The sequence below is a fragment of the Aliiruegeria haliotis genome (assembly GCF_003003255.1).
Lineage (GTDB): Bacteria > Pseudomonadota > Alphaproteobacteria > Rhodobacterales > Rhodobacteraceae > Tropicimonas > Tropicimonas haliotis.
In genome coordinates, this window is the sequence record NZ_PVTD01000005.1 from 235,522 (window position 1) to 257,622 (window position 22,101).

15 protein-coding genes, 1 tRNA gene and 2 pseudogenes are annotated in these 22,101 nt (G+C 59.2%); 12 read left to right on the forward strand and 6 right to left on the reverse strand.

What is annotated here, in order from left to right; all coding sequences use genetic code 11:
- Positions 1–69: 69 nt before the first annotated feature.
- A complete protein-coding gene (locus CLV78_RS14230; RefSeq protein ID WP_106205496.1) occupies positions 70–990 on the reverse strand; it encodes a sugar ABC transporter substrate-binding protein in 921 nt (306 codons plus the stop codon).
- Positions 991–1,260: 270 nt separating this feature from the next.
- On the opposite strand from CLV78_RS14230, the gene CLV78_RS24925 reads away from it, so the two are divergent.
- The 3 genes and pseudogenes from CLV78_RS24925 (at position 1,261) to CLV78_RS14240 (ending at position 3,012) form a co-directional block, all read left to right on the forward strand.
- Positions 1,261–1,476 (forward strand): transposase, encoded by a 216-nt coding sequence (locus tag CLV78_RS24925; RefSeq protein WP_425427953.1) that lies wholly within the window; start codon positions 1,261–1,263, stop codon positions 1,474–1,476.
- A gap of 490 nt (positions 1,477–1,966) precedes the next feature.
- Complete coding sequence (locus tag CLV78_RS24930; RefSeq protein ID WP_158263534.1) at positions 1,967–2,104, forward strand: hypothetical protein; 138 nt, start codon at positions 1,967–1,969, stop codon at positions 2,102–2,104.
- Between the two features lie 163 nt (positions 2,105–2,267).
- Positions 2,268–3,012 (forward strand): annotated as a pseudogene (locus CLV78_RS14240) (IS5 family transposase).
- 332 nt (positions 3,013–3,344) lie between these two features.
- Here CLV78_RS14240 and CLV78_RS14245 read toward each other — a convergent pair.
- Positions 3,345–3,421, reverse strand: a tRNA-Met gene (locus CLV78_RS14245).
- Between the two features lie 171 nt (positions 3,422–3,592).
- Here CLV78_RS14245 and selD point away from each other — a divergent pair.
- Positions 3,593–5,767, forward strand: a complete 2,175-nt coding sequence (gene selD, locus CLV78_RS14250; protein WP_106205546.1) for a selenide, water dikinase SelD — start codon at positions 3,593–3,595, stop codon at positions 5,765–5,767.
- A 15-nt stretch (positions 5,768–5,782) separates the two neighbouring features.
- On the opposite strand, the gene mnmH is transcribed toward selD, so the two are convergent.
- From mnmH to CLV78_RS14265, 3 genes are all read right to left on the reverse strand, one after another.
- Positions 5,783–6,823: a tRNA 2-selenouridine(34) synthase MnmH gene (mnmH, locus tag CLV78_RS14255; protein ID WP_106205498.1), complete on the reverse strand. Its 1,041-nt coding sequence runs from the start codon at positions 6,821–6,823 to the stop codon at positions 5,783–5,785.
- An 80-nt stretch (positions 6,824–6,903) separates the two neighbouring features.
- A complete protein-coding gene (locus CLV78_RS14260; RefSeq protein ID WP_211300995.1) occupies positions 6,904–9,432 on the reverse strand; it encodes an ABC transporter permease in 2,529 nt (842 codons plus the stop codon).
- A gap of 2 nt (positions 9,433–9,434) precedes the next feature.
- Positions 9,435–10,121, reverse strand: a complete 687-nt coding sequence (locus CLV78_RS14265; protein ID WP_106205500.1) for an ABC transporter ATP-binding protein — start codon at positions 10,119–10,121, stop codon at positions 9,435–9,437.
- Here CLV78_RS14265 and CLV78_RS14270 point away from each other — a divergent pair.
- The 8 genes from CLV78_RS14270 (at position 10,120) to CLV78_RS14305 (ending at position 19,908) form a co-directional block, all read left to right on the forward strand.
- Positions 10,120–10,815 carry an arylesterase gene (locus tag CLV78_RS14270; RefSeq protein WP_106205501.1) on the forward strand — a complete coding sequence of 232 codons (696 nt, stop codon included), beginning with the start codon at positions 10,120–10,122 and terminating at the stop codon, positions 10,813–10,815. The genes CLV78_RS14265 and CLV78_RS14270 overlap by 2 nt on opposite strands.
- 14 nt (positions 10,816–10,829) lie before the next feature.
- A complete protein-coding gene (locus CLV78_RS14275; protein ID WP_106205502.1) occupies positions 10,830–12,242 on the forward strand; it encodes an FAD-binding oxidoreductase in 1,413 nt (470 codons plus the stop codon).
- 136 nt (positions 12,243–12,378) lie between these two features.
- Positions 12,379–14,781, forward strand: coding sequence for a methyl-accepting chemotaxis protein (locus tag CLV78_RS14280; protein WP_106205503.1), 2,403 nt, complete (start codon positions 12,379–12,381; stop codon positions 14,779–14,781).
- Positions 14,782–15,159: 378 nt separating this feature from the next.
- Entirely contained in the window at positions 15,160–15,663 is a 504-nt protein-coding gene (locus CLV78_RS14285; RefSeq protein ID WP_158263535.1) for a flagellar basal body-associated FliL family protein, read from the forward strand.
- A gap of 9 nt (positions 15,664–15,672) precedes the next feature.
- Entirely contained in the window at positions 15,673–16,041 is a 369-nt protein-coding gene (locus CLV78_RS14290; protein ID WP_106205505.1) for a hypothetical protein, read from the forward strand.
- Positions 16,038–16,631 carry a MotE family protein gene (locus CLV78_RS14295; protein WP_106205506.1) on the forward strand — a complete coding sequence of 198 codons (594 nt, stop codon included), beginning with the start codon at positions 16,038–16,040 and terminating at the stop codon, positions 16,629–16,631. The genes CLV78_RS14290 and CLV78_RS14295 overlap by 4 nt, the downstream gene beginning before the upstream one ends.
- 62 nt (positions 16,632–16,693) lie before the next feature.
- The gene (motA, locus tag CLV78_RS14300; RefSeq protein WP_106205507.1) at positions 16,694–17,566 is read left to right on the forward strand and encodes a flagellar motor stator protein MotA; all 873 of its coding nucleotides are present in this window, start codon (positions 16,694–16,696) and stop codon (positions 17,564–17,566) included.
- On the forward strand, positions 17,563–19,908 hold the full coding sequence (locus tag CLV78_RS14305; protein WP_146136695.1) for a hypothetical protein: 2,346 nt from the start codon (positions 17,563–17,565) through the stop codon (positions 19,906–19,908). Before motA ends, CLV78_RS14305 begins: the two co-directional genes overlap by 4 nt.
- A gap of 1,258 nt (positions 19,909–21,166) precedes the next feature.
- Here CLV78_RS14305 and CLV78_RS14315 read toward each other — a convergent pair.
- Positions 21,167–21,927: pseudogene (locus tag CLV78_RS14315) on the reverse strand (transposase family protein).
- Between the last annotated feature and the right edge of the window lie 174 nt (positions 21,928–22,101).

Below are 22,101 nucleotides of genomic sequence, written 5' to 3' on the forward strand. Positions count from 1 at the left end.
ACCTGTCTGGAGTTCAGCCGCAATGAACCCCCGCCCGCCGCATTCGCGGGCAGGGGATGAGGCGTATGCCTATTCGCCGGTCACCAGCTCGATCGGGGTCTTCACCCAACCTTCGAGCGCCGGTCCCCCGGCAACGACTTCCAGCGCCAGGTCGATGGCGTTGGCGGCCATGTCTGTACCGAACTGATCAACAGTCGCCAGCATCCGGCCATCTTCGATCATCGGACCGACGGCCGGGATGTTGTCGAAGCCGACGACAAGGATGTCGTCCCGACCAGCAGATTCCAGCGCCTTCACGACACCGATCGCCATTGAGTCGTTGGCCGCCATGACACCTTGCACGTCCGGATTGGCGGTCAGCATGTTCGAGAAGACCGTGTTGGCTTCCTCGGTTTCCCAATGAGCCGTGCGGCTGTCGAGCAGGTCAAGCTTGTACTCGGCCACCGAGTCCTCGAAGCCAAGGCGCCGCTGGGTCGCGTTGTCGGCACCCGGGTTGCCTTCGATAATGACGACCTTGCCGCCTTCGCCGAGCTTCATGCCGAGCGCATCGCCGGCCAACTTGGCGCCGCCGCGGTTGTCAGGGCCGACGAAAGCGAGCTCCACGCCCTGCTGCTTCTTGGCTTCCTCGTCCAGGGAAACATCGAAGTTCACGACAACGATGCCGGCTTCCATCGCTTTCTTCAGGGGCCGCACCATGGCGCGGGAATCCGCCGGCGCGATGACGATGGCATCGACGCCCTGCGTGATGAAAGTGTCGACCGCGTTGATCTGGGATTCGAAGTCGGTCTCGTTCTGCATACCGACCGCCTTGAGCACATAGTCCCCGCGGGACTTTTCATGCTCCTTCGCACCTTCCATCATGTTCTGGAAAAACTCGTTGGCGAGCGATTTCATCACCAATCCGACGACAGGCTTGTCATCGGCCAAAGCGGTGCTTGAAAGCAAAGCGATACCGGTCGCTGCCGCAGCAGCGAGTTTCAGGAATTTCATGTGGACCTCCCAATTTCAAAAACACCGGACCGGGGGGAATCCACCTGTCCGATGTTCCTCAAACTGGAACACGACATCGTGATTCGGTCAATATGAAACGTTTCATAATGGAATGGTCCACGTGCGGCCTTCTGCTTCCAAGCGAGATCGGTAGCAGTCTTGCTCCTCCTGTTCGTCAGCATCGGCATGGCAGTACAAGGCTGTCCGGAAAGTGCAGTGTCTGCCCGCGTTGGCGACCCGCAAAGGCCCTTGGTCCGTTCGAAGAAGGAGATGGTCTTGCTGTCGCCGCATGACGGCAGCCCCGATCGTCCTGCTGTTTTCTCTGATGCGCTGATCCAGTTCTGTTTGTCGATCAAGGTGCTGTTCAAGCTGTCACTCAGGCAGACTGCCGGAATGTCGCCAGCCTGTTGCGCCTGGCCGGATCGGACTGACCCGTCCCAGACGATACCACCCTATGCAACTGTCGGAAGAACCCAACTGCCCTGATTCTGGAGCGTCGCGCCGACGGGCCGCAGAACCTGCTTGTCCCCTCTCGGGCAACGGATATCACCGGGATCCAGTTCCTCGGCGAAGGTGAATGACAGGCCCGTATGCACGGTGCTCCGGGACGACGCCAATGGCGCAAGGTCCACCTGACATTGGACAACGCCGCCTCCGACTTTCGAGCGGTGCAGTTCAGGCCCAGCCGAGTTGGCGACAGCCCGGTCTTGCCGAACCTACTGGCGCAGACCCCCAAAGACGAAGACACCGGTACCGTGAACGCACATAGTGCCTAAGCTACGCGACGTTGTCATACCACCATCCTTGAGCGCGACGCGGTCCCGATTATCCCGATCCGCATGAATGGCCGGTCGCGGAAAGAAGGTTGCCTGCCGCGATCCCGAGAACTGAAACCCTCAGGGCCATCCGGTACTTCGGCACGGCCTTCTGGAAGCGCCGGACAGGACTTCTCAACCGTAGCCGAATCGAGCCTAAAATGCGCAGCCTGAAATCCTTCGAGGATCACATCGCCGCCAAGGACCTCGACCGACCAACCGCCGAAATACACGTTCGCACCGCACTGATGAACCGCTTCTCACCTCTCGGCACTGCCGAGGTCGTCTGCGTCGCCTGAGACAATCGGGGCAAGGGACCGCTACACCTCAAGCCGCAGTTCTGCAACAATGCCGAGCCAAGGTCTCACGTTTCAACGACGGAGCGTCTAGGCTGTGAATCCATTGATTTGGTTGCGGTTGACGTTCCGGACTCATTCAAGCTCCTGAACTTCGGGAGACGTTATGAGCAACTTGTTCTGGATAGCCGACGAGCAGATGGCCCGGTTGAGACCGTTCTTTCCCAAGAGCCATGGCAAGCTACGTGTCGATGATCAGCGTGTGTTGAGCGGGACTATCTTCATAAATTGCAACATCTTGAGATGTTCGGATGCTCCAGGGGAATACTGTCCGTCCGAAAACCTCCAAAATCGCTGGAAACGATGGAGCGACCAGGGCGTGTTTGCCCGGATCATGGAAGGGTTGGCCGCCGGGCATTCCGATCACAATGCGATCATGATCGACGCAAACTATCTGAAGGCACATCGCACGGCCTCAAGTCTGCGACTGAAAAGGGGGCGTGAGCGCCTGATCGGGCGCACCAAGGGCGCGATGAACACTAGGTTGCACGCTATGGCGGACGCCTCTGGTCGTCCCATACGGTTCTTCATGATCGCCGGACAGGTCAGTGATTGCACGGGCGCCAGGACGCTCATGAGCAGCTTGCCCGCGGCTGATTGGATGATCGCGGCTACGATGTAAACTGGTTCCGGGTTGCCTTAACTGACAGGGGATACGGCCCTGCATCGAAGGGAGAGAATCTTGCGACACGCCAGTGCGATACGACAAGCGCAGATACAAGCGTCGCAACCGTATCGAGATCATGTTCGGTCGGTAGAAGGATTGGCGTCAAGTGGCGACACAATACGCAAAATGTCCGAAGGTATTAATGTCAACCGTCGCGCTCGCGACTGCGGAGCCATCTGGTTAAGATATTGAATGTGTCCCAATCCCAACCAGCGATCTAGACCAGTTCTTTGGGAAGCCGAAGCAATCTTTCTACGATGCGACCGAGAAGCGGTCGTCGGCCATTTCACGTCCTTCGGCGGCAACGCGCGGTGATCTGATACTTCGATGCGGCGCTGTCTAACTATCTCGAATCAAGGTCACTTCAGCCATCGACACAAGGTCAGAAGATTCCCACATTAGAAGGAGTTTTAGAATTTCTCTGTGAAGCTCAGTGAAATCACTCCCCATATGTCCCCCATTGGGGTTCGGGAAAGACGTCAACGAGAGAGGATGGCTGATGTTTCTTTGGATTGTTGGTAGCGGAGGAGGGACTTGAACCCCCGACACGCGGATTATGATTCCGCTGCTCTAACCAGCTGAGCTACTCCGCCCCAATGCGTGGGCGGGAACTAATCGAGCCTGCGAGACGCGTCAAGCGGATTCTGACCCGATATCAGGACGAATCCCTACGGCCAGATCGGCAAGGGTTCGCAGAGGATCTTATGGGCTTTACCTTCAGCGCCGCGGTTGCTTCTGTTGGGACAGGGAACCGGAGCGACAACATGCAATCACAACTGCCCCTGACGCGGGACCTCGTTCTGATCGGGGGGGGGCATACCCATGCGTTGGCGCTCCGGATGTGGGGGATGAACCGGCTTGCCGGATGCCGTGTCACCTTGGTCAACCCTGATCCGGTGTCGCTGTATTCCGGTATGGTGCCCGGCGTTGTCGCAGGGACGTATGCGCGGGAGGCCTGCGAGATCGATCTCGTTCGGCTCAGCCGTTTTGCCGGGGCGCGGTTCCTTCCGGTCCGTGCCACCGGGCTCGACACCCGAGAGAAGTTGGTGCACCTCGAAGGGAGAGCGTCGATCCGATACGACGTTGCCTCGCTCGACCTTGGAATCCACACGGCAATGTCCGAGATCGCGGGATTCGCCAGCGACGCGGAGCCTGTGAAGCCGCTCGATCGGTTTCTCGACAGATGGGAAAGTTGGTGTCGGGCGCGGACCGGGATTGCCACTGCGGATGTCTGTGTGATCGGTGCGGGCCTTGCCGGTGTGGAGCTTGCCCTCGCCGCCGGCAACCGGCTTCGCGGACTTGGCGTTTTAGCGAGGGTTCGGGTGCTGGATGCCGGTGCCGCCCTTTCGGGTGTCGCGGGCAACACGCGCAGCCTGTTGTTCGAGGCACTTCGAAAGGCGGACATCACCCTGCACGAGCATACCGGTGTGGAGGAAGTCCTCTCTGATGGCGTCCGGACGACCGATGGGCGAACCTATCCGTCCGATTTCACGATCGGCGCGGCGGGGGCACGTCCACATGCCTGGGTGGGGCAAACGGGCATGGAGACCTTTGACGGGCACATCGTTGTGGACCGTTTCCTGCGAAGTGTCAGCAGCCCGGATGTCTTCGCCAGTGGAGACTGCGCGCATTTCGGGTTCAACCCGCGGCCCAAGGCGGGCGTTTATGCCGTTAGGGCAGCACCTGTCCTCTATCGCAACCTGCGAGGTGCCCTGTCCGGTCGGCAGATGCGGAAGTTTCGACCACAAGGCGAGTACCTCAAGCTGGTCTCGCTGGGAGACGGACAGGCTGTCGCGGACCGGTCCGGCCTGTCGTTCAAAGGCGAGTGGGTCTGGCACTGGAAGGACCATATCGATCGCAAGTTCATGCGTCGGTTCCAGGAGCTGCCGCCGATGCCGCAGACCAAACTCCCCCGCGAGGTGGCCCAGGGCGTTGGTGATGTCCTGGGGGATGCACCCCTGTGTGGCGGTTGTGGCGCCAAGGTTGCGGGAGCAGAGCTGAAGGCCGGCCTGGATCGTATACCGCCACCTCAACGCAAGGACGTCCTGACCTTGCCCGGGGATGATGCGGCGATCCTGGCGATGGGTGGCGACTGGCAGGTAATCACAACGGATCACTTGCGGGCGTTCTCCAATGATACGGCACAGTTCGCGCGGATCGCGATCGTGCATGCGCTTGGCGATATCTGGGCGATGGGTGCCCGCCCGCAGGTTGCTCTTGCCAGCGTGACGCTTCCCCGGATGCGTGGCGCGATGCAATCGGAGGTTCTTGGTGAGATCCTCGATGCCGCCACGAAGGTGCTCCGTGCCGAGGGGGCTGACCTCGTCGGTGGGCATACCAGCGTCGGCGCGGAAATGACGCTCGGTTTCACACTGACGGGGCTCTCCGGCCCCTATCCCATCACCCTTGAGGGCGCGAAGCCCGACGATGTGCTCCTGCTGACGAAACCGATCGGGTCCGGAACGGTTCTGGCGGCGGAGATGCAGGGTTTGGCCCGTGGTGCCGATGTGATTGCGACGCTCGACGAGATGGCCCGGCCGCAGGGGCGCGCGGCCCAGCGTCTCCGGACCGCACATGCCATGACCGATGTGACCGGGTTCGGGCTTGCCGGACACCTGATGGAGATGTGTCTGGCCTCGGGATGCGCGGCGACGCTGAGGCCGGAGGACATTCCGCTCTACCCGGGTGCCGAAGCGCTGGCCTCCCGGGGGATTCGCTCGACCCTCTACCCCGGAAACCGGGCGACGGCCGCAGCCATGACACTTGCCAGTGGTCCGCGCACGGATTTGCTGTTCGATCCTCAGACTGCGGGTGGCCTGCTCGCGGCTGTGGATCCGAAGGAGGTTGACGCCATGCTCGATGGGCTCCGGTCCGATGGCTTCAGGGCGGCAAGGATCGGGACGATTGAGGCCGGCGCGCCGCACATCTCTGTTCTGTGATCCTCAGGCGTCCGGTCAGGACAACCTTGCCACCAGAGTGTCGGCGGCGCGGTCAAGTCCGTCGGCCTCCAGCCGGATCGGGAACCGTTCGGCGGGTTCACCCGAAGCGCTCCGCGCCTTGGCGTAGCGGCTGTCATAGTGGCGGGTGATGAGGTCGAGCGCGAGCGCTTCGAACTCCCCACGATCCACCATAGCATGCCACTCCGCCACGCGCTCCCTTCCCTGCAACCTTATCAGCAGAGACAGGATGTCCTTGAGCCCTTGCCGATCCTCCGAGATGTCGGAATAGGCCCGCGCAAGGTACTTCGCACGATCCGCAGGCGAGGCTTCCAGCCGCCAACGTGGCGCGGCGCGCATCACGCTCCAGACAGAAGGAGGGATCAGCAGGTTCCCGACCTTGCTGCTTTCAGCTTCGACCAGAACCGGCCGATTCGGATCGAGGGCCGCAAGCGCTTCGACCAACCGGCTCTCCAGCATCTTCTGGCTGGGCTGCCCGCCCGGTCGTGGACCGAGAACCGACCCCCGATGGTTGGCCAGACCCTCCAGGTCAAGTACCTGTCCCCCACGCTCCGAAACCCTGTGTAGCACCTCGGTCTTTGCAGTGCCGGTATCTCCGTCCAGAAGGACGAACCGGAAGGGAAGGGGGGCGTCATAAAGGCGTGCCACGACCGCACGGCGATAGGATTGGTAGCCGCCCTTCAGAACGTCCGCCCGCCAGCCAATCTGTTGCAGGATGGAGGCGAAGGAGTTCGAGCGTTGCCCGCCCCGCCAGCAATAGACCAACGGCTTCCAGCCGCCGTCCTTGTCGGCCAAGGGACCCTCGATATGGCGGGCGGCGTTTCTCGACACCATTGCGGCGCCGATCTTGCGGGCCTTGAACGGGCTGTCCTGCTTGTAGATCGTGCCGACGATGGCGCGTTCCTCGTTGTCGAGGACCGGCAGGCTGATGGCGCCCGGGACGTGGTCCTCCGCGAATTCGTCTGGTGAGCGGACGTCGATCACCGTATCGAAAGGGAGAGTCAGCGGGCGTGACAGGTCGGGCAGTTCCTGGGGCATGGCCAGCCCATAACGCACCTTGCTGAGAAGCTGAACCCCAAGGTCAGATGGTTGTTGAGTCCACGGACGCGCAGTCTGAGCTACTCCCGTCCGCGCAGCACATGCGCCGGGCGCGCGGACAGGGGGCGCCAGGCAAATCCCAGCCCTGCAAGGAGGTTTGCCAACACACCTCCGGTCACGATGAGCAATGCCGAGATCGGCTCGAACGTATAGTCCGTCTCCATGACGAAGGTCGTGACCGCCCAGCCGGAAATTGCGCCACAGAGGATCGCGACCAGCCCCGCAGCCCCGCCAAGCAGGGCCGACCGGATGGCAAAATACCCCAGAACCTGACCGCGCACGGCTCCGACGGTCTTCAACACGGCTGCCTCGAACACGCGCATCCGCTCTCCGGCAGCGGCGGCGCCGATCAGGACCACGACGCCCGTGAGCAGCGTCGCCATGGCCCCATAGGTGATCGCGGCTGCGATCCCGGCCAGAACCTCGCTCACACGGTCGATCGCATCGCGGACACGAATGGCGGTGATGTTCGGATAGGACCTGGCGAGGTCGCGCAGGATCGCGGCCTCGGATGCGGGGTCGGCATAGATTGTCGCGATGTGACTGTGCGGAGCGCCGGCAAGCGCTGCAGGGTTCATCGACATGATGAACCCGATCCCCGCCGTGGAGAAGTCGACCTCCCGGAAGGACGTGACCCGGGCCGTGATGTCCCGCCCGAGGATGTTTACGGTGATCCTGTCGCCGAGCGCCAGGCCCATCTCCTCCGCCTCTTCGGCAGCGAAACTGACCTGCGGGTCACCGGAGTACCCCGCAGGCCACCACTCGCCATCGAGGATACGGGTCTGCGGGGCGGGTTCGGCACTATAGGTGACCCCCCGGTCACCGTTTATGACCCAGTGGTCACCTACCACGTCCCGCGCGGGCAAGTCGTTGATGCGTGTAATTATTCCGCGCAGCATTGGCGCGGTTTCGACGCGACTGACTCCCGGGTCATTTTCCACTCGTTCCAGGAATCCTTCAAGCTGGCCCGGCTGGATATCCACGACGAAGTAGGACGGCGCGACCGTCGGCAGGTCCCGTGCAATCGCCGAACGCAGGTTTGCATCGATCTGCCCGACCGCTGCCAGCACGGTCAGTCCGAGGCCGAGGGAAAGAACGACGGATGTTGTTTCTCCCCCGGGGCCGCCGACTGCGCCGAAGGCAAGGCGCAAAGAAGGTCGCCCGCGCAGCGCACGAGATCGGCCAAGCTTGCGGGAGAGGGCGCGAATGGCGAAGGCCGCCAGTGCCAGAAGGCCAAGCGACGCGATGATCCCGGCGGCTGCGTAGAGGGCCAGACGAGGCACGCCTGAGAAGCTGGCCGCTGCCCCTACCAGCGTAGTGGCCACGAGGATCGTTAGTACGAGGTGAACCAGCCGCGGCATGCGCCAACGACCGGAAACGGCATCTCGAAACAGCGCGGCGGCGCGGATGTCCTCGGTACGGGCGAGGGGCCACAGGGTGAAAAGAAGCGCAGTCAGGAAACCATAAAGGGCAGCTTCGGCCAGGGGGGCCGGATAGATACCGAACTCCGCCGGCACCGGCAGTCGGGCTTCGATGACGGGCGCCAAGGCCAGCGGCGCAACCGCTCCGAGGACGAGTCCGATACAGACACCCAGCACCGCCAGGGCGGCAATCTGGAGCAAATACGCGGCAAAGATCGTGCCCGAGTCCGCCCCGAGGGTTTTCAGTACGGCGATCACCTCGCGCTTGCCTTCCAGATACGCGCGCACCGCAGCGGACACACCGATGCCGCCCACCGCAAGTCCGGCGAGACCGACAAGTACAAGAAAGGCCCCCAACCGATCCACGAAGGCAGCCACGCCAGGGGCACCATTGCGGCTGTCACGCCAACGCAGGCCGGTATCCCGGAACAGGTCAAGCGCCTCTCCCTTCCTCGCGTTCACGTCAGTGCCATCAGCGAACGCCAATCTGTAGCGGGTCTCGAACAACGTCCCGGCAGCGAGGAGCGATGACTCTGCAAGCGCCTCGGTGCGCACCAACGTGCGTGGTCCCAATCCGAACCCGTCACCGGCGTTGTCAGGTTCGCGCTCGATCAGGGCGGAGAGCCGGAACTCCTGTGTCCCCATGCGAAACGGATCGCCAATGGAGAGTCCCAACCGGTCCGCGAGGACACGTTCCATGACCGCTCCCGGCACGCCATCCCGGACCTCAAGGGCGGTATCGAGCCCCATGCTCGGCGAGAGCACCATCTCGCCATAGATAGGGTAGGCTGCATCGACGCCCTTGACCTGGGTCAGCCCGCGTTCCTCTGCGTCCCCTTCACCAACTACGGCCATGGACCGGAAGTCGACCACTTCGGATACGATCCGAGCGGTGTCCGTCATCCAGGCGCGCTCTGCCTCATTGGCGTAGCGGTAGGTGAACGACATCTCGGCGTCGCCGCCGAGAAGCACCGCGCCTTCGCTCGCAAGCCCGGCTTCGATCGCGGTGCGCACCGAGCCCACCGCGGCTATCGCTGCAACTCCGAGCGCAAGGCACAAGAGAAAGACCCGAAAGCCCTGCAGGCCACCTCGCAGCTCCCGGCGCGCAATCCTGGCGGCGTTGCGCAGGTTCACGCTGCGGCCTCCGCGGTGTCGACCCGACCGTCTTCCAGGCGGACCACGCGATCGCAGCGCCGGGCCAGTTCGGGTGCATGGGTCACAAGGACAAGGGTCGCGCCGTGCCGATCCCGCAGGCCAAAGAGCAATTCCATGATCGCTTCGCCCGTGGAGCCGTCGAGATTCCCGGTGGGTTCGTCCGCGAGCAGCAGTCGCGGTCGAGGTGCCGCGGCCCGCGCCAGAGCGACCCTTTGCTGTTCACCGCCGGACAATTGTGCGGGGTAGTGGTCGATCCGATCCCCGAGCCCGACGGCCTGAAGCTCCAGCGCGGCACGGTCGAATGCATCGTCAACGCCGGCGAGTTCCAATGGGGTTGCGACGTTTTCAAGCGCCGTCATTGTCGGAATCAGGTGGAAGCTCTGGAAGACCACACCCATATGATGGCGACGGAAGCGGGCCAACGCGTCTTCGCCCATCGCTGACAGATCGTGGCCTGCCGCCATGATGCTGCCGGAGGTGGCGCGTTCCAGCCCGCCCATGAGCATGAGGAGAGACGACTTGCCTGAGCCGCTCGGCCCGACCAGCCCAAGGGTTTCACCCACTGCCACGTCCAGCGTGATCCCGTGCAGGATGTCCACCCGACCGGCGTTGCCGTCCAGCGAGAGCGTCACGTCGCGAAGTGACAGGATGGGCTCGGGCATGCGCAGGATCTCCGGTCTGTTCCATCGTTTTGGATATGGCGCGGTGCAGCGGTTTCGCAAGGCAGTTTTGACAGTCCTGGTCGCGCTGTCACTTCCTGCGATGGCAGGTGCCGAAACCGTGACTATCGCAGCCCTCGGCGATAGTATCACGCAAGGCTATGGCTTGCCGGCTGAGGATGGCCTGGTGCCCCAGCTGGAATCCTGGCTGCGCGAGCGGGGCCATGATGTGACATTGATCAACGCTGGCGTATCCGGCGACACCACTGCAGGTGGGCTGTCCCGCGTTGGCTGGACACTGACGCCAGAGGTCGACGCGATGATTGTCGCGCTGGGCGGCAACGACATGTTGCGCGGGATCGACCCGGCCAATGTCCGCTTCAATCTTGACGGAATTCTCAAAGCGGCGCGGGACGCCGGGGTGGAGGTTCTTCTGGTCGGATACCAGTCTCCGGGAAACTATGGACCTGCCTACAAGAAGGCGTTCGACAATGCCTACCCCGAGCTGGCAGGTAAGTACCGGACGCTCTACCTGAGCAGCTTTCTCGCCGGTATTGCCAACCCGCCGGATGTACGCACTCTGATGCGGAAATACATGCAGCAGGATGGGTTGCATCCCAACGCCCGGGGCGTCGGGCTGATGGTCCAGTCGCTCGGACCCTCTGTCGAGGCCCTCATGGCACGCGCCGCGGAATAAACGAAGGATTTCCGATGTCCCTGATCGACCAGCTAGTTGAAATCCTTGACCCATCACAGGTTCTGACGGGCGCGGACTGCAGTCGTTTCGCCTCCGATTGGACGGGGGTCTACAGGGGAGCGCCGCTGGCAGTCGTACGTCCATCCAGTACCGAAGAGGTCAGCGCCACAGTCAAACTGGCCGTGGCCGCAGGTGTGCCCATCGTGCCGGTTTCGGGAAACACGGGCCTTGCGGGTGGGACGAAGGCCGATGGTGCGCTGGTCGTCTCGCTGGAACGCATGAATGCCATCCGGGAGATCCGGCCCGACGCCCGCGTGGCGATCGTGGAGGCGGGGGTCGTGCTCGACACGCTTCATGCCGCGACGGCGGACCACGGGCTGACGTTTCCCTTGGCCTTCGGCGCACGCGGTTCCTGCATGATCGGCGGCAACCTCGCCACCAATGCCGGTGGCTCGAACGTGCTGCGCTATGGCTCCACCCGAAGCCTGTGCCTCGGGCTGGAGGTCGTGCTGCCGACCGGCGAGGTGCTGGATCTGATGTCAGCGTTGCATAAGGACAACACGGGCTACGATCTGAAGGACCTCTTCGTCGGGGCCGAGGGCACGCTGGGAATTATCACGGCGGCCACGCTGAAACTCGTTCCCCGGCCAAGGGCCTACGCTACCGCCATGGTTGCCACCAACACCCTGGGGGAGGCACTGTCACTGTTGAACCGGTTGCAGGAGACGACTGGCGGCGCCGTGGAGGCCTACGAATACATGCCGGGGAATACCGTGGCACGAATGCTTGCCGCGCTTCCGCATCTGCGCGCACCTTTCGACGCACCCCGGGCGATCAACATCCTCCTCGAAGTCGGCGCGAGCGCTCCCCGTGACGTCACGCCGGAGGCGGATGGAAGCCTGCCCATCGTCAACATTCTGCAGGAGTGCCTCGTGGAGGGGATGGAAGCAGGGGAAGTCCTCGATGCAGTTGTTGCCCGAAGCGAGTCGCACCGCGCGGCCATGTGGGCCCTTCGGGAAGCCAATGCTGAGGTCGCACTCGCCCGAAAGCCTGCAATCAACGCCGATGTTTCCGTCCCGTTGGACCTTGTGGAGGGGTTCATTGACCAGATCGGCCCACGCCTTCAGCGAATTGATGAAGCCGTCGAGGCCCATGTCGTCTGTCACCTCGGCGACGGCAATGTCCACTATACGGCCTATCCCGGGAGCGACGATCCGAGCCTGGTGGACAGGTTGACGGAAGAGATCGAGGCCTTCGTCGAGGAGCTTGGCGGCTCCTTCTCGGCAGAACACGGCATCGGCATAGCGAAACTGCCGTCCATGCGACGGCGAAAGGACCCGGTGGCGTTGCAGGTCATGCGCCAGGTAAAGGCTGCGCTCGATCCAAAGGGATTGATGAACCCGGGGAAGGTCCTCCCCAACGCATAGTCGGCTCGGCCTTCATTGATCTGCACGGGGGCTGCGATATCCGCACAAGTTGATCTTTTGCACCGGCGAACGTTTTAAGATTGTTAGTGTTTCTGTGGGCAATTGACGGCCGAGTTCCCCCAAGGAGGCACGCGGCATGACGCCCCTGAAACACCGCATCGACTGGAGTCGGTGGACCATTCGCTCGCAGATTAACATGGCCATGGGCAGCGTCGGCGTGTTGCTGTGCCTGATCGCCGTCGTTTCCGTTGTTTTGACCAAGCAAGTCGGGAGTATTTTCACGGAGTACCGGGAGGCAGCGGGCCTGAGTGTTCTTTCGTCCGACCTTAGGAAGGACCTGACAACGGTCCGCCTCGACGCGTTGGAGTTCCGCTCCACGGCGTCCGAGGAGAGTCGCACCGAAATGTTCGCGAAGCTCGAAGAACTGCAATTCCACCTCAGCGAGAGCCAGGAGCAGTATGCTGACAACTCGGAGTTGACGGAGTTCTTCAAAACCATCGCCTCGGATCTTGACGACTACCGGAGCCATTTCGAGGGCGCCACTGTCCTGCAGGACATGAGAAACGAGTTGGTTGTCGAGATCTCAGATCTTGGGCCGAGTGCGCGGGAAAAACTGTCCGAACTGATGGACGTTGCGCAAAGACGGGGCGATATCGAGATCGGGTTCGCGGCCGGTGTCGTGCAGCAATATCTCCTGCAAGGGCGGCTTCACCTGGAACGATTTCTGCTGCAAAATCTGGAAGAAGCCTTCACCGAATCAATCGGCCAGCTCGACAAGGCGCTCAATGGGAGCACTGAGCTGGCGGACGAGTTGACAATCCCTGCACATGCGAAACTCATTCAGGGCGCTTTGTCGGATATCATCAAGTACCGTTCCCGCGCGGACCGGATCTATCATACAATCGAGCAGCGCAACGGCTTCTACCAAGCCATGGATGAGATGGGCCTCAAGGTCGAAGACGCGCTGAAGTCATTCGAAGGGGAGACCGTGGATCGTCAGAACACTCTCGGACCTGCTGGTAGTTCCGGCGTGAAGAGAGCGGCGGATGCCGTCGAAATCATGAGTCTCCTTTCGATCCTGGTTGCCTTGGTACTGGCGTGGCGCATTGGCCGGACCCTTTCCCGGAACGTCAGGCAGTCCGTCGCCACGATGAGCGAGTTGGCCGCCGGCAACCTGGAGGTCGAGGTCGTCGGGGAGGGCAAGGCGAACGAGCTTGGTGATATGGCACGGGCGTTGGTGGTCTTCAGGGACAACGCCAAGGAGGCGAGGCGTCTGGAAGCCGAGACCGAGGCCGCGAACACCCGGGAGCAGGAGCGCCAGAAAGAGCAGGCCGAAGCGGAAAGGCGCGCTGCGGAGCAAGATCGGCAACGGGCCGAAGAGGAGCGGCGGCGCCTCGAAGAACTGGAGAACTTCCGACAAGCTGTGAACCGGGTGATTGTCAAAGCCGCCGAGGGAGATTTCTCGCCTCGCGTCCAGGCGGAGACTGGCAACGAAGGCCTCGCGCAAATGGCGCAATCGATCAACGAGATGCTTTCGAACGTTGATGCAGGCCTCACAGAAACGGGCCGGGTCATTCGGGAAATGGCGGACGGAAACCTCACCAGCCGGGTGACCGGCAGTTTCCATGGCGCGTTTGCGCATCTTCAGGCCGATGTGAACCAGACGCTTGAGACAATGAACGCCTTGATTGGACAGCTCTCAGAAAGAGGATCGAGTGTTGACGGCAAGTCGAGTGAGTTGCAGGCGGCTGCAGTGGAGATGTCGCGCCGATCTGAGCGCAACGCGGCATCGCTTGAAGAAACGTCAGCGGCGCTTGAGGAAATGTCAGCAAGCGTCCGTCAGGTTGCCGCGAACGTTTCCCAGGCCAACACGGACGCGATGACCGCCACTCAGGCTGCGGAAGCCGGCGCGTCGATCAGCCGAGACGCCGTCACGGCATTGTCCGAGATCAACAACGCCTCACGAAAGATGGAATCGATTGCGGGAATAATTGAGGATATTGCTTTCCAAATCAACTTGTTGGCCCTCAACGCAGGGGTCGAATCCGCCCGAGCAGGAGATGCCGGAAAGGGGTTCGCAGTTGTCGCATCGGAGGTCCGTTCGCTCGCTCAAAGATCGACTGAATCGGTTGCCGAGATTTCTAAGGTGATCTCCTCCGCTAGGGAAAAGATCGAGACCGGAGTCGCGAGCGTTGGCAGAACACAAGAAACTTTGGACGACATCGTGGAGGCGGTGAATCGCGTAGGTGATCAGATGCAAAGCGTGGCCGAGTCGATGAACCAACAATCTTCCGGCATCTCGGAGATCAACTCAGCGGTTTCGACACTCGATTCCAGCACCCAAGCGAATGCATCGGCTTCGGAAGAAGTTACCGCAGCGAGTAGTGTTTTGAAAGATGATGCCCAAAGCCTTAGCCGAGCACTATCGACTTTCAAAGTTCAGGACATCGCGACGGCAGCCTCTCCGAAAATGGCGTCGGGGCGTCTCTCGCAGGCCGCTAGTGTAGCATGCAACATTGGCGAGGCGCGCCATGGATAGACAACAGGTAGCCGGCTTTCCCTGGCCGCCAACGTAAGTCGCGAAACGTTGCCCGAGCTAATCCGCGAAAGCAATTCGGTGCTCAAAGTCTTGCTGGCCAACGACGGTGAAGTCGCAGACAGGCGGCATATCTCTGAATCCGAAGTTGCGTTTCGAACGGCTTGCAGCGGTGGGTCGCTGAATGGTGCACGATCTACCCGAATCGTGTTTTTCCCATCTTTGCCTGCGGCTTCGATAGGGGCCATCCGGGCTAAGATCAGCCTTGCTCCATGCATATCACAAAGTGCTCGACGACCGATTGCGACGGCCAGACGATCTTAACCCCTACTTAGGCTTGTGGGGATAGTAAACATGAATGTTCGTTCCATGGAGTTTGGTATGACAGAAACGACCACGGAAGTAACGGTGTCAAACAAAAACAGTCGAGTTTTGTTCTTTTCTTCCTTGTTACTCTCAATTGCCTTGGCGGCGGCGACGTTCTGGGCCGCCTATACGAACAGAGTCCTTGGCCCCGAATTGTCTTCGAAGTTTGGGAAGAGCGAGGGGATTCTTAGCGGTCATGACTCAGCATTGCCGGCCCAAATTCCATCCTTTGTCGAACTTGAACCCATCGTTGTCTCCCTTGGCACAGCGAATAAGACCCGCCATTTGCGATTTCGCGCCCACGTAGAGGTTGGAAACGAAAACGGGGATGTTGTCGTCGCACTAATGCCGCGAATTCTGGATGTTCTGAATGGCTACCTTCGGGCTGTCGATATTCCCGAGCTTGAGCGACCAAGTTCTTTGATCCGCCTGCGCGCCCAGATGCTCCGCCGGGTCCAGTTGGTGGCTGGCGAGAGCAATGTCCGAGATCTTCTTATCACTGAATTTGTGCTGAACTAGGAGGTAGGAATGGAGTTGGTTTCTGACGTGTTGATGATTTCCGGTGCACTCGTCGCTGCACTATACTGTCTGATCCTCTCTCGCAGGCTGACACAGTTTACCGACCTCGAGAAAGGCATGGGAGGTGCGGTAGCTGTTCTTTCTGTCCAAGTAGATGATTTAAAAAGCGCCTTGGAGCGTGCAGAGGCGTCTGCTCGCGCGTCAGAACGAAGCCTGAAAGAGATAACGCACCGAGCGGAGGCCGCTGCCGCACAAATGGAAATGCTACTGGCGTCAATGCATGACATGCCGGACCTCGAAGGCCGGAGCGAGAGGGGACCAAAAGTTCGGCGGCACCGGCGCAGTGTTGCTCGCACAACCTCGGAAGGCGCCTCATGAGAGCCAAAAAAAACCTAAATCGTGTGCCGCGGCGGCGCATCCTGGTCTTAGTAGCGATCTTGCTTGCTTCCTCTGGTGGGCTAAGAACACTAAATGGTGCGAGTGCCGCATTTGCACTTCAAATTGACCTAATCAACGAAAAAGTTGAAGGGGATAAGCGAGATCCGCACTGCAATAACGAGGAAGATATTTCGCGTGTACTTGACGTTCTGCAACGTCGACAAGAGGAGTTGGATGTGCGGGAGGGGAGTGTGGAGTATCGGGCCAAGACGCTTGAGGTCATTGAGAGGGAAATAGAAATAAACCTCTCTGCGTTAGCCGAAGCGGAGGATTCACTGGTTTCTGTGCTCGCACTCGCGGATGGGGCTGCAGAACGCGACGTGGAGCGTCTAACCAGGGTCTATGAAAGGATGAAACCCGAGCAGGCGTCATTGATATTTGAGGCGATGGATCCAGTTTTCTCTTCTGGTTTCCTTGCGCGAATGCGTCCTGAGGCCGCCGCACCAATCATGGCTCAATTATCGCCGAATGCAGCGTACGCACTCAGCGCATACTTGGTAGGGCGGAATCTGAATGTACCGAAGGACTAGATTGAGCGGGCTAACTTCATGCCTTCCCGCCGTCAACTAAGAAGCAATCTTGGGAGCTCCGAATGATCGGTTTGTTGGGAATCGCGGCAACCTTCCTATTGGTGTTTGGCGGATATCTCGCTGCCGGCGGGAAGATGGCGATAATTCTAAAGTCGTTACCCTACGAGTTTACTATGATTGGCGGGGCGGCAATTGGTGCATTTCTAGTTTCCAATGATTTGCCATCCATAAAACGAACACTTAGAGATACCGGTCGTGTCTTTTCCGGTCCGAAGTGGAAGCCGGATGACTACCGTGAACTACTGTGCCTTCTATTTGAATTAATTAAGATGGCGAGGCAAAATCCGGTTGCACTGGAAGAGCATATCGAAGCGCCTGGCAGTTCCTCAATTTTTTCTCAATACCCTAGAATTTTAGCTGATCAAGAGGCGATCGAGCTTATGTGCGACACGCTCCGTTCCGCTTCGATGAACTATGACGACCCTCACCAGGTTGAAGATGTTCTCGAGAAAAGAATGGAAGCCAACTATCGCCATGCCATCCACTCGAGTCATGCATTGCAAACAATGGCGGATGGATTGCCGGCGTTAGGTATCGTCGCTGCCGTCTTGGGAGTGATCAAAACTATGGGATCGATTGACCAACCTCCCGAGATACTCGGGAAACTCATAGGCGGGGCGTTGGTTGGTACTTTCCTTGGCGTGTTCCTTGCGTACGGCCTTGTTGGACCATTTGCATCGAAGGTTCGATCGGTAACAGAGGAAGATGGACATTTTTACCAATTGATACGTGAAGTGCTCGTGGCAAATCTCCATAGTCACTCAATGAACATCTGCATTGAAGTTGGGCGACAGAACACGCCAAGCCATATTCGTCCAACGTTCAGCGAACTTGAGCAATCACTCAGCACTATTAAGCAAAAGACTGTCGCATGAATACACTACAGACGGTTTTCCTCGCTATTTTACTTTGCTCAACGTGCGCCCACGCCGAAGTTGTTCGCGTATTGTCGGGTGAGCATGAAACCTTCTCACGTATTGTCTTGATGTTTCGGACCCCAGTAAATTGGACGAAACATGAAACAAAATTCGGGTTCGTGGTTGAGTTTGACCGATCTGACTTTGAAATCGACCTAAGTCATGTTTTTGATCTTATCCCACGATCGCGTATTCAGGGGATCTCGTATGGGAGAGAAGAAGGTAATCTGAGAATTTTAAGTGATTGTAGTTGTTCGATCGAAGTGTTTTCTGCTGGATTGCACGAAATCGCGATCGATATAAAGGACACCAGATCTCAACGAGATGTCTATTCAGTTGCTTCGGTAGTCGAAGGGCAAGGTTTGGAATTGCAATCAACCTATTCTTCGCCTTTGCCATTTCCTCTTCTTGGGCGAAGTCGAGAACTTTTGAATCCAGCGGAGTCAAAAGCTGCCACAAAAAATTCGGGAGAGTTAACTATTGAGAATCAGAGTACGCTCCGATCCATATTGCTTCAGGAAATGCAGCGAGCCAACTCCGAAGGTCTTGCAGACATACGTGGGAAAGGCATAGCTGGTTCCATGGCCACGGAAATCGGTTTACGCGGTACTGGTGTGGCGAAGGCGCCCGAGTTTAGAAACCATGTCCGCGCAAGGACTGTTTTCGGTAACCTCGGAGTGATCGATGCAAGCACTATTGTGGGAAACCACTTCACTTGCGAAGACGGTCCGTTTTCCGACGGTGCGGGCTGGATACCGATCCAATCCAGCTTTGATGCCTTGGCGGAGGCGCGCTCTCTTTTGTTCGATGGCAGTGGGAAGGTCAATGGGAGTGGAGTCGAAGACTTAGTTGTGACACTCTTGGGGCTTCAGCTCGGAGCGGAAGCAGCAGTCGTCCTTTCAGAGTTTCAGGGGGAATTCGAGACCCGTGCTGTGTATCGCAGGCTGGCAAATATCATCGATAGTGTCGAGCTTACTGGTGAGAATCCACTGAGTCAGTATCTAGAATGCAACTCTCCTGCTCTTGTTTGGGCGACCCTTTCCGAGCGGAGTGTGAGCCGACTTGCCACAGTAGATGGGATTGAGATCAAAAGAAACTTCCTAGAGTTTCCGGACGGTTTTCGAAGAAGAATGGGCCCGTTGCTGGGGCGACTGTTGGCTCAGGCGGGGCTCGCAGATACGGCGGCGTTTGTGATTGCGGAGGCGCGTAGAGCTTCGGGTGGCGTCTCGGGAAAGGTCGAACTCCTCTCGCTCGGCGACACTTCATTCCTGGAAGTCGAGGGGGGCTTGGCAAACTCGTTGCCCGAAATTGTTTCCGAAAACTCCGATATTTCACCGATGGCACTTCTCGTCCAGATCGAACGTGCGCTGCGCGAAGGATATGTGGCAGAGAAAGATATCGTGCTCGTGGAGGCGTTCGCAAGTGAAATGGCGGGAACGGAGATCGGCCGGAAGTTAACACAAAGCGCGGCTGTAGCTCGAGCGACGATCGGCGACTTTGAGACGGCATTGGAGCACCATCAATCGTTGTTTTTACTTGATGAAGTCACAGAGGAGACCTCCGCAGTCTTAAATAGGGTTTTGGATCTGATGCTGGTTACCGAAGCCGATTCGGCGTTGTTGCGTTTCCTGGTTCGGGATTCGGTTGGCCAAACACCAGACGAACTCGACCAAACGGTTTTAGTTCGAGTTGCTAATCGACTTGTACAGTTGAACCTACCGGAATTGGCAGAATCCGTTGTTGGGAAAGTCCGCGGGAGAGAGCCTCCGGACGTTAGACATCTTCGCGCACGAATAAACCTGCTACGAGGCAACCCGCGTCGTGCGCTTGCGATGGTAGCGGGGGACGCCGGTCCGGAAAACGCTTTTATTCGAGCGAACTCGCTAGTGGCACTTGGAAAGAACAAATTGGCGAGCCGAGTTTTGAGAGAAACGGGAGCATTGGACATGGCGGCGAGGCAAGCGTGGTTGGGCGAGGATTTCGAGGTAGTGGCAGAACTTGGTTCCGGCTTGGAGAAGCGCTTTGCCAGTGTTGCACAAGGGTTCAGCGGTACTTCTGGGAAATCGAAGCCAGAGCTTTCGGATGGAGGAATAGCTCAGACTGAAAGGCTAGATAGTGTGTTGGCCGAAGAACTGCCAACCGTTGGTTCGCCGATGGGATCTACGCAACTTGGCGAGGGTGTTGGCTTGCGGGAAAGCTATGAGAGGATCGAGAACAGCAAAGAACTGGGCGCGGCTGTTCGTTCACTGCTTGAGCAAACCAGGTTGGATAGTCTCAAAAAGCCAGAGCTGCCAAATTGAAGTCGGAGTCTAGAAAGGGGTACTGCAAATTGCAAGCTGTGGATCGTCCTAGTCGGGTTGGTCGAATGGAGCGACGGACTCTTCCCTTTTGGAGGTCATTGGTCATAAGTGCAATCGTGACCCATTGATCTCTGCGTGGGTGTGATTCTCCTACTGGCCATGAAAAAGCGCTTCAAATAGGAGGGTAGAGCCAGTCGGGAGCGATTCGCTGCACAACTTGGCAGTCTACGAGTTGGTGGTTTGCGTTCGACAATTCGGTCGCAGAGGTCGCAACCTACATACTGCATGGGCAGCCTCGGCTGTCAGTTTTCGGAAGGCATCCTAGCAACACACTGTTCGACGCCTATTGACTCTGATTTGAAATGCCTGCGCAAAAAACTCTTTAGCTCACCTTTCAGGTTGGCCATTGAGGATCGTACGAAGGCTCTCGGCTGTGTTGGAGCAGGAGTTCACACTGCCCATGTTGCGAGTGGCTATCAACGGTGCGACAGCTGCTGGCTTTTTCTCCGATCACATGCTTTGCGAACCGGACGTTTCATTTTAGGTCAGCCCGGTGACGGCGCCGCTCCCTTTGAATGGCATTGCTATCGGAGTGTATCAGAACAACACGAAGGGCGGACAAGCGCCGCCATTTTCCGAGGGTCTCAGATTGTGGTCCAGAGTACCCCTTTTGGGTTCATCGGCTCCCCGGATCGACCATCGCGGTTTGTGGTTCGTGCCTGTGCACCTCGGTCGCGGCGTTCAGGTAGTATCGCGTGTGTCGACAGTCTGTCTCAAGCGCGATGTGGCACTGACGGCCCAATTTCCCAACATGGCGTGGCCAATAGCTTTCCGTTGGCCGGTGGGTTCGCCTGTGGAAACTCTCGATCTCGCCGTCAAATAGCCGTCTATTCTGATGGCCCACGTTCTGTCGTCCCAAGACAGAAGATCTAGGATAAACGTGGTGACTTTTGGGAAGGTCGGCAAGGCGCAGACTGCAGACCAGGTCGATGCCTCATCCCGGAACTGCTCGGAAACAGGCATACCGTTCTCCATCATGCGCAGGACACCGACGGCACGGGCTGTGGTGAAGCTTTTCTCTCCATCGGCAGTTCCCCAGTCTTCGTGCCGAGAAAATACGTCGTCCTGATGGCTATGCGGATGAGGATCACCCTCGACATGACACAGGTCGAACTTGCTTTGTTCGAGGCGCATTGACTCAGAGCCGGAACACTAGGGTCGCTACGAGCGCGTTTGCTGAGGGGAATACAGTCAGGGATCAGTCGTAGCGGGTGGCAACTCGGCCCCAATCTTTCTGGCGTCCGAACATGATCTTGCGTCTCTTGACCTTTCGTTTGTCGTCTCTGTTTGGTTTGCCGCGCGACTTGCCTCCAGGGATGCAGGGCTTGATCCGCATTCCTATCAAGGCCTCTCAGAACCAGTCCGCATTCGCCATTGTCGCTCGGACCGATAGCGCGAAACGGCTCAGTATCCTCGATCTTTTAGTCGCCAATCGGCTGATGGCAGGTTGCCTGCCAGCGTCCTGGCGCCAGTGTCGTCGCTGACCGTTGCCGCGCTGCCGATGCTCGCATCGCCGAGAAGAAAACCCGCAGTGATGAAGTTCCGGATCGGACGCCCCGCGGCGTCAGTGACGGCATGCAGCTTCGGGTTCAGGCCGCCTTTCGTGCGCCCGATCAGCCTTACACGCCCCCTTGTTCAACCACGGGCTGAAGGCCGTTCCATGCGCGTTGAGGTATGTCGCGTCATGATCTTTTCCGATCCGTTGCTTCCGAAGCCAACCCCACCATGATCCGGGCAAGCACGTCCGTGTCGCTCCCGTTGCCCGGCAGGGCACGGTGCTGTGCACACCCGAGTGGAGCCGCTCCCAGCGATTAAAGAGCGTCATGGTGCGCCATCTTCACTTGGTGCGCCTCTTTAACGCAAGTCATTGCAATTTATAAAAACGCCACGCCGACCACGTTCGCCATCGACGCATGGCCTGCCATGGCTCTTCGGACACTACGGCCGGAGCCGTGCCATCGGCTCATCGTTCGGCTGGGAAGCGATTGCTCACTACGCCCCCTGAAGAATGGGAGCTTGGATCAAGATCGCCCGGAATTTGCAACCAGATCAATGGGTCCTGGCACTGGCTCTCGAAATTGATCCCAACCAACCTTCAGGCAGCCTTGCCACCCGACGACCCATCACGATGCG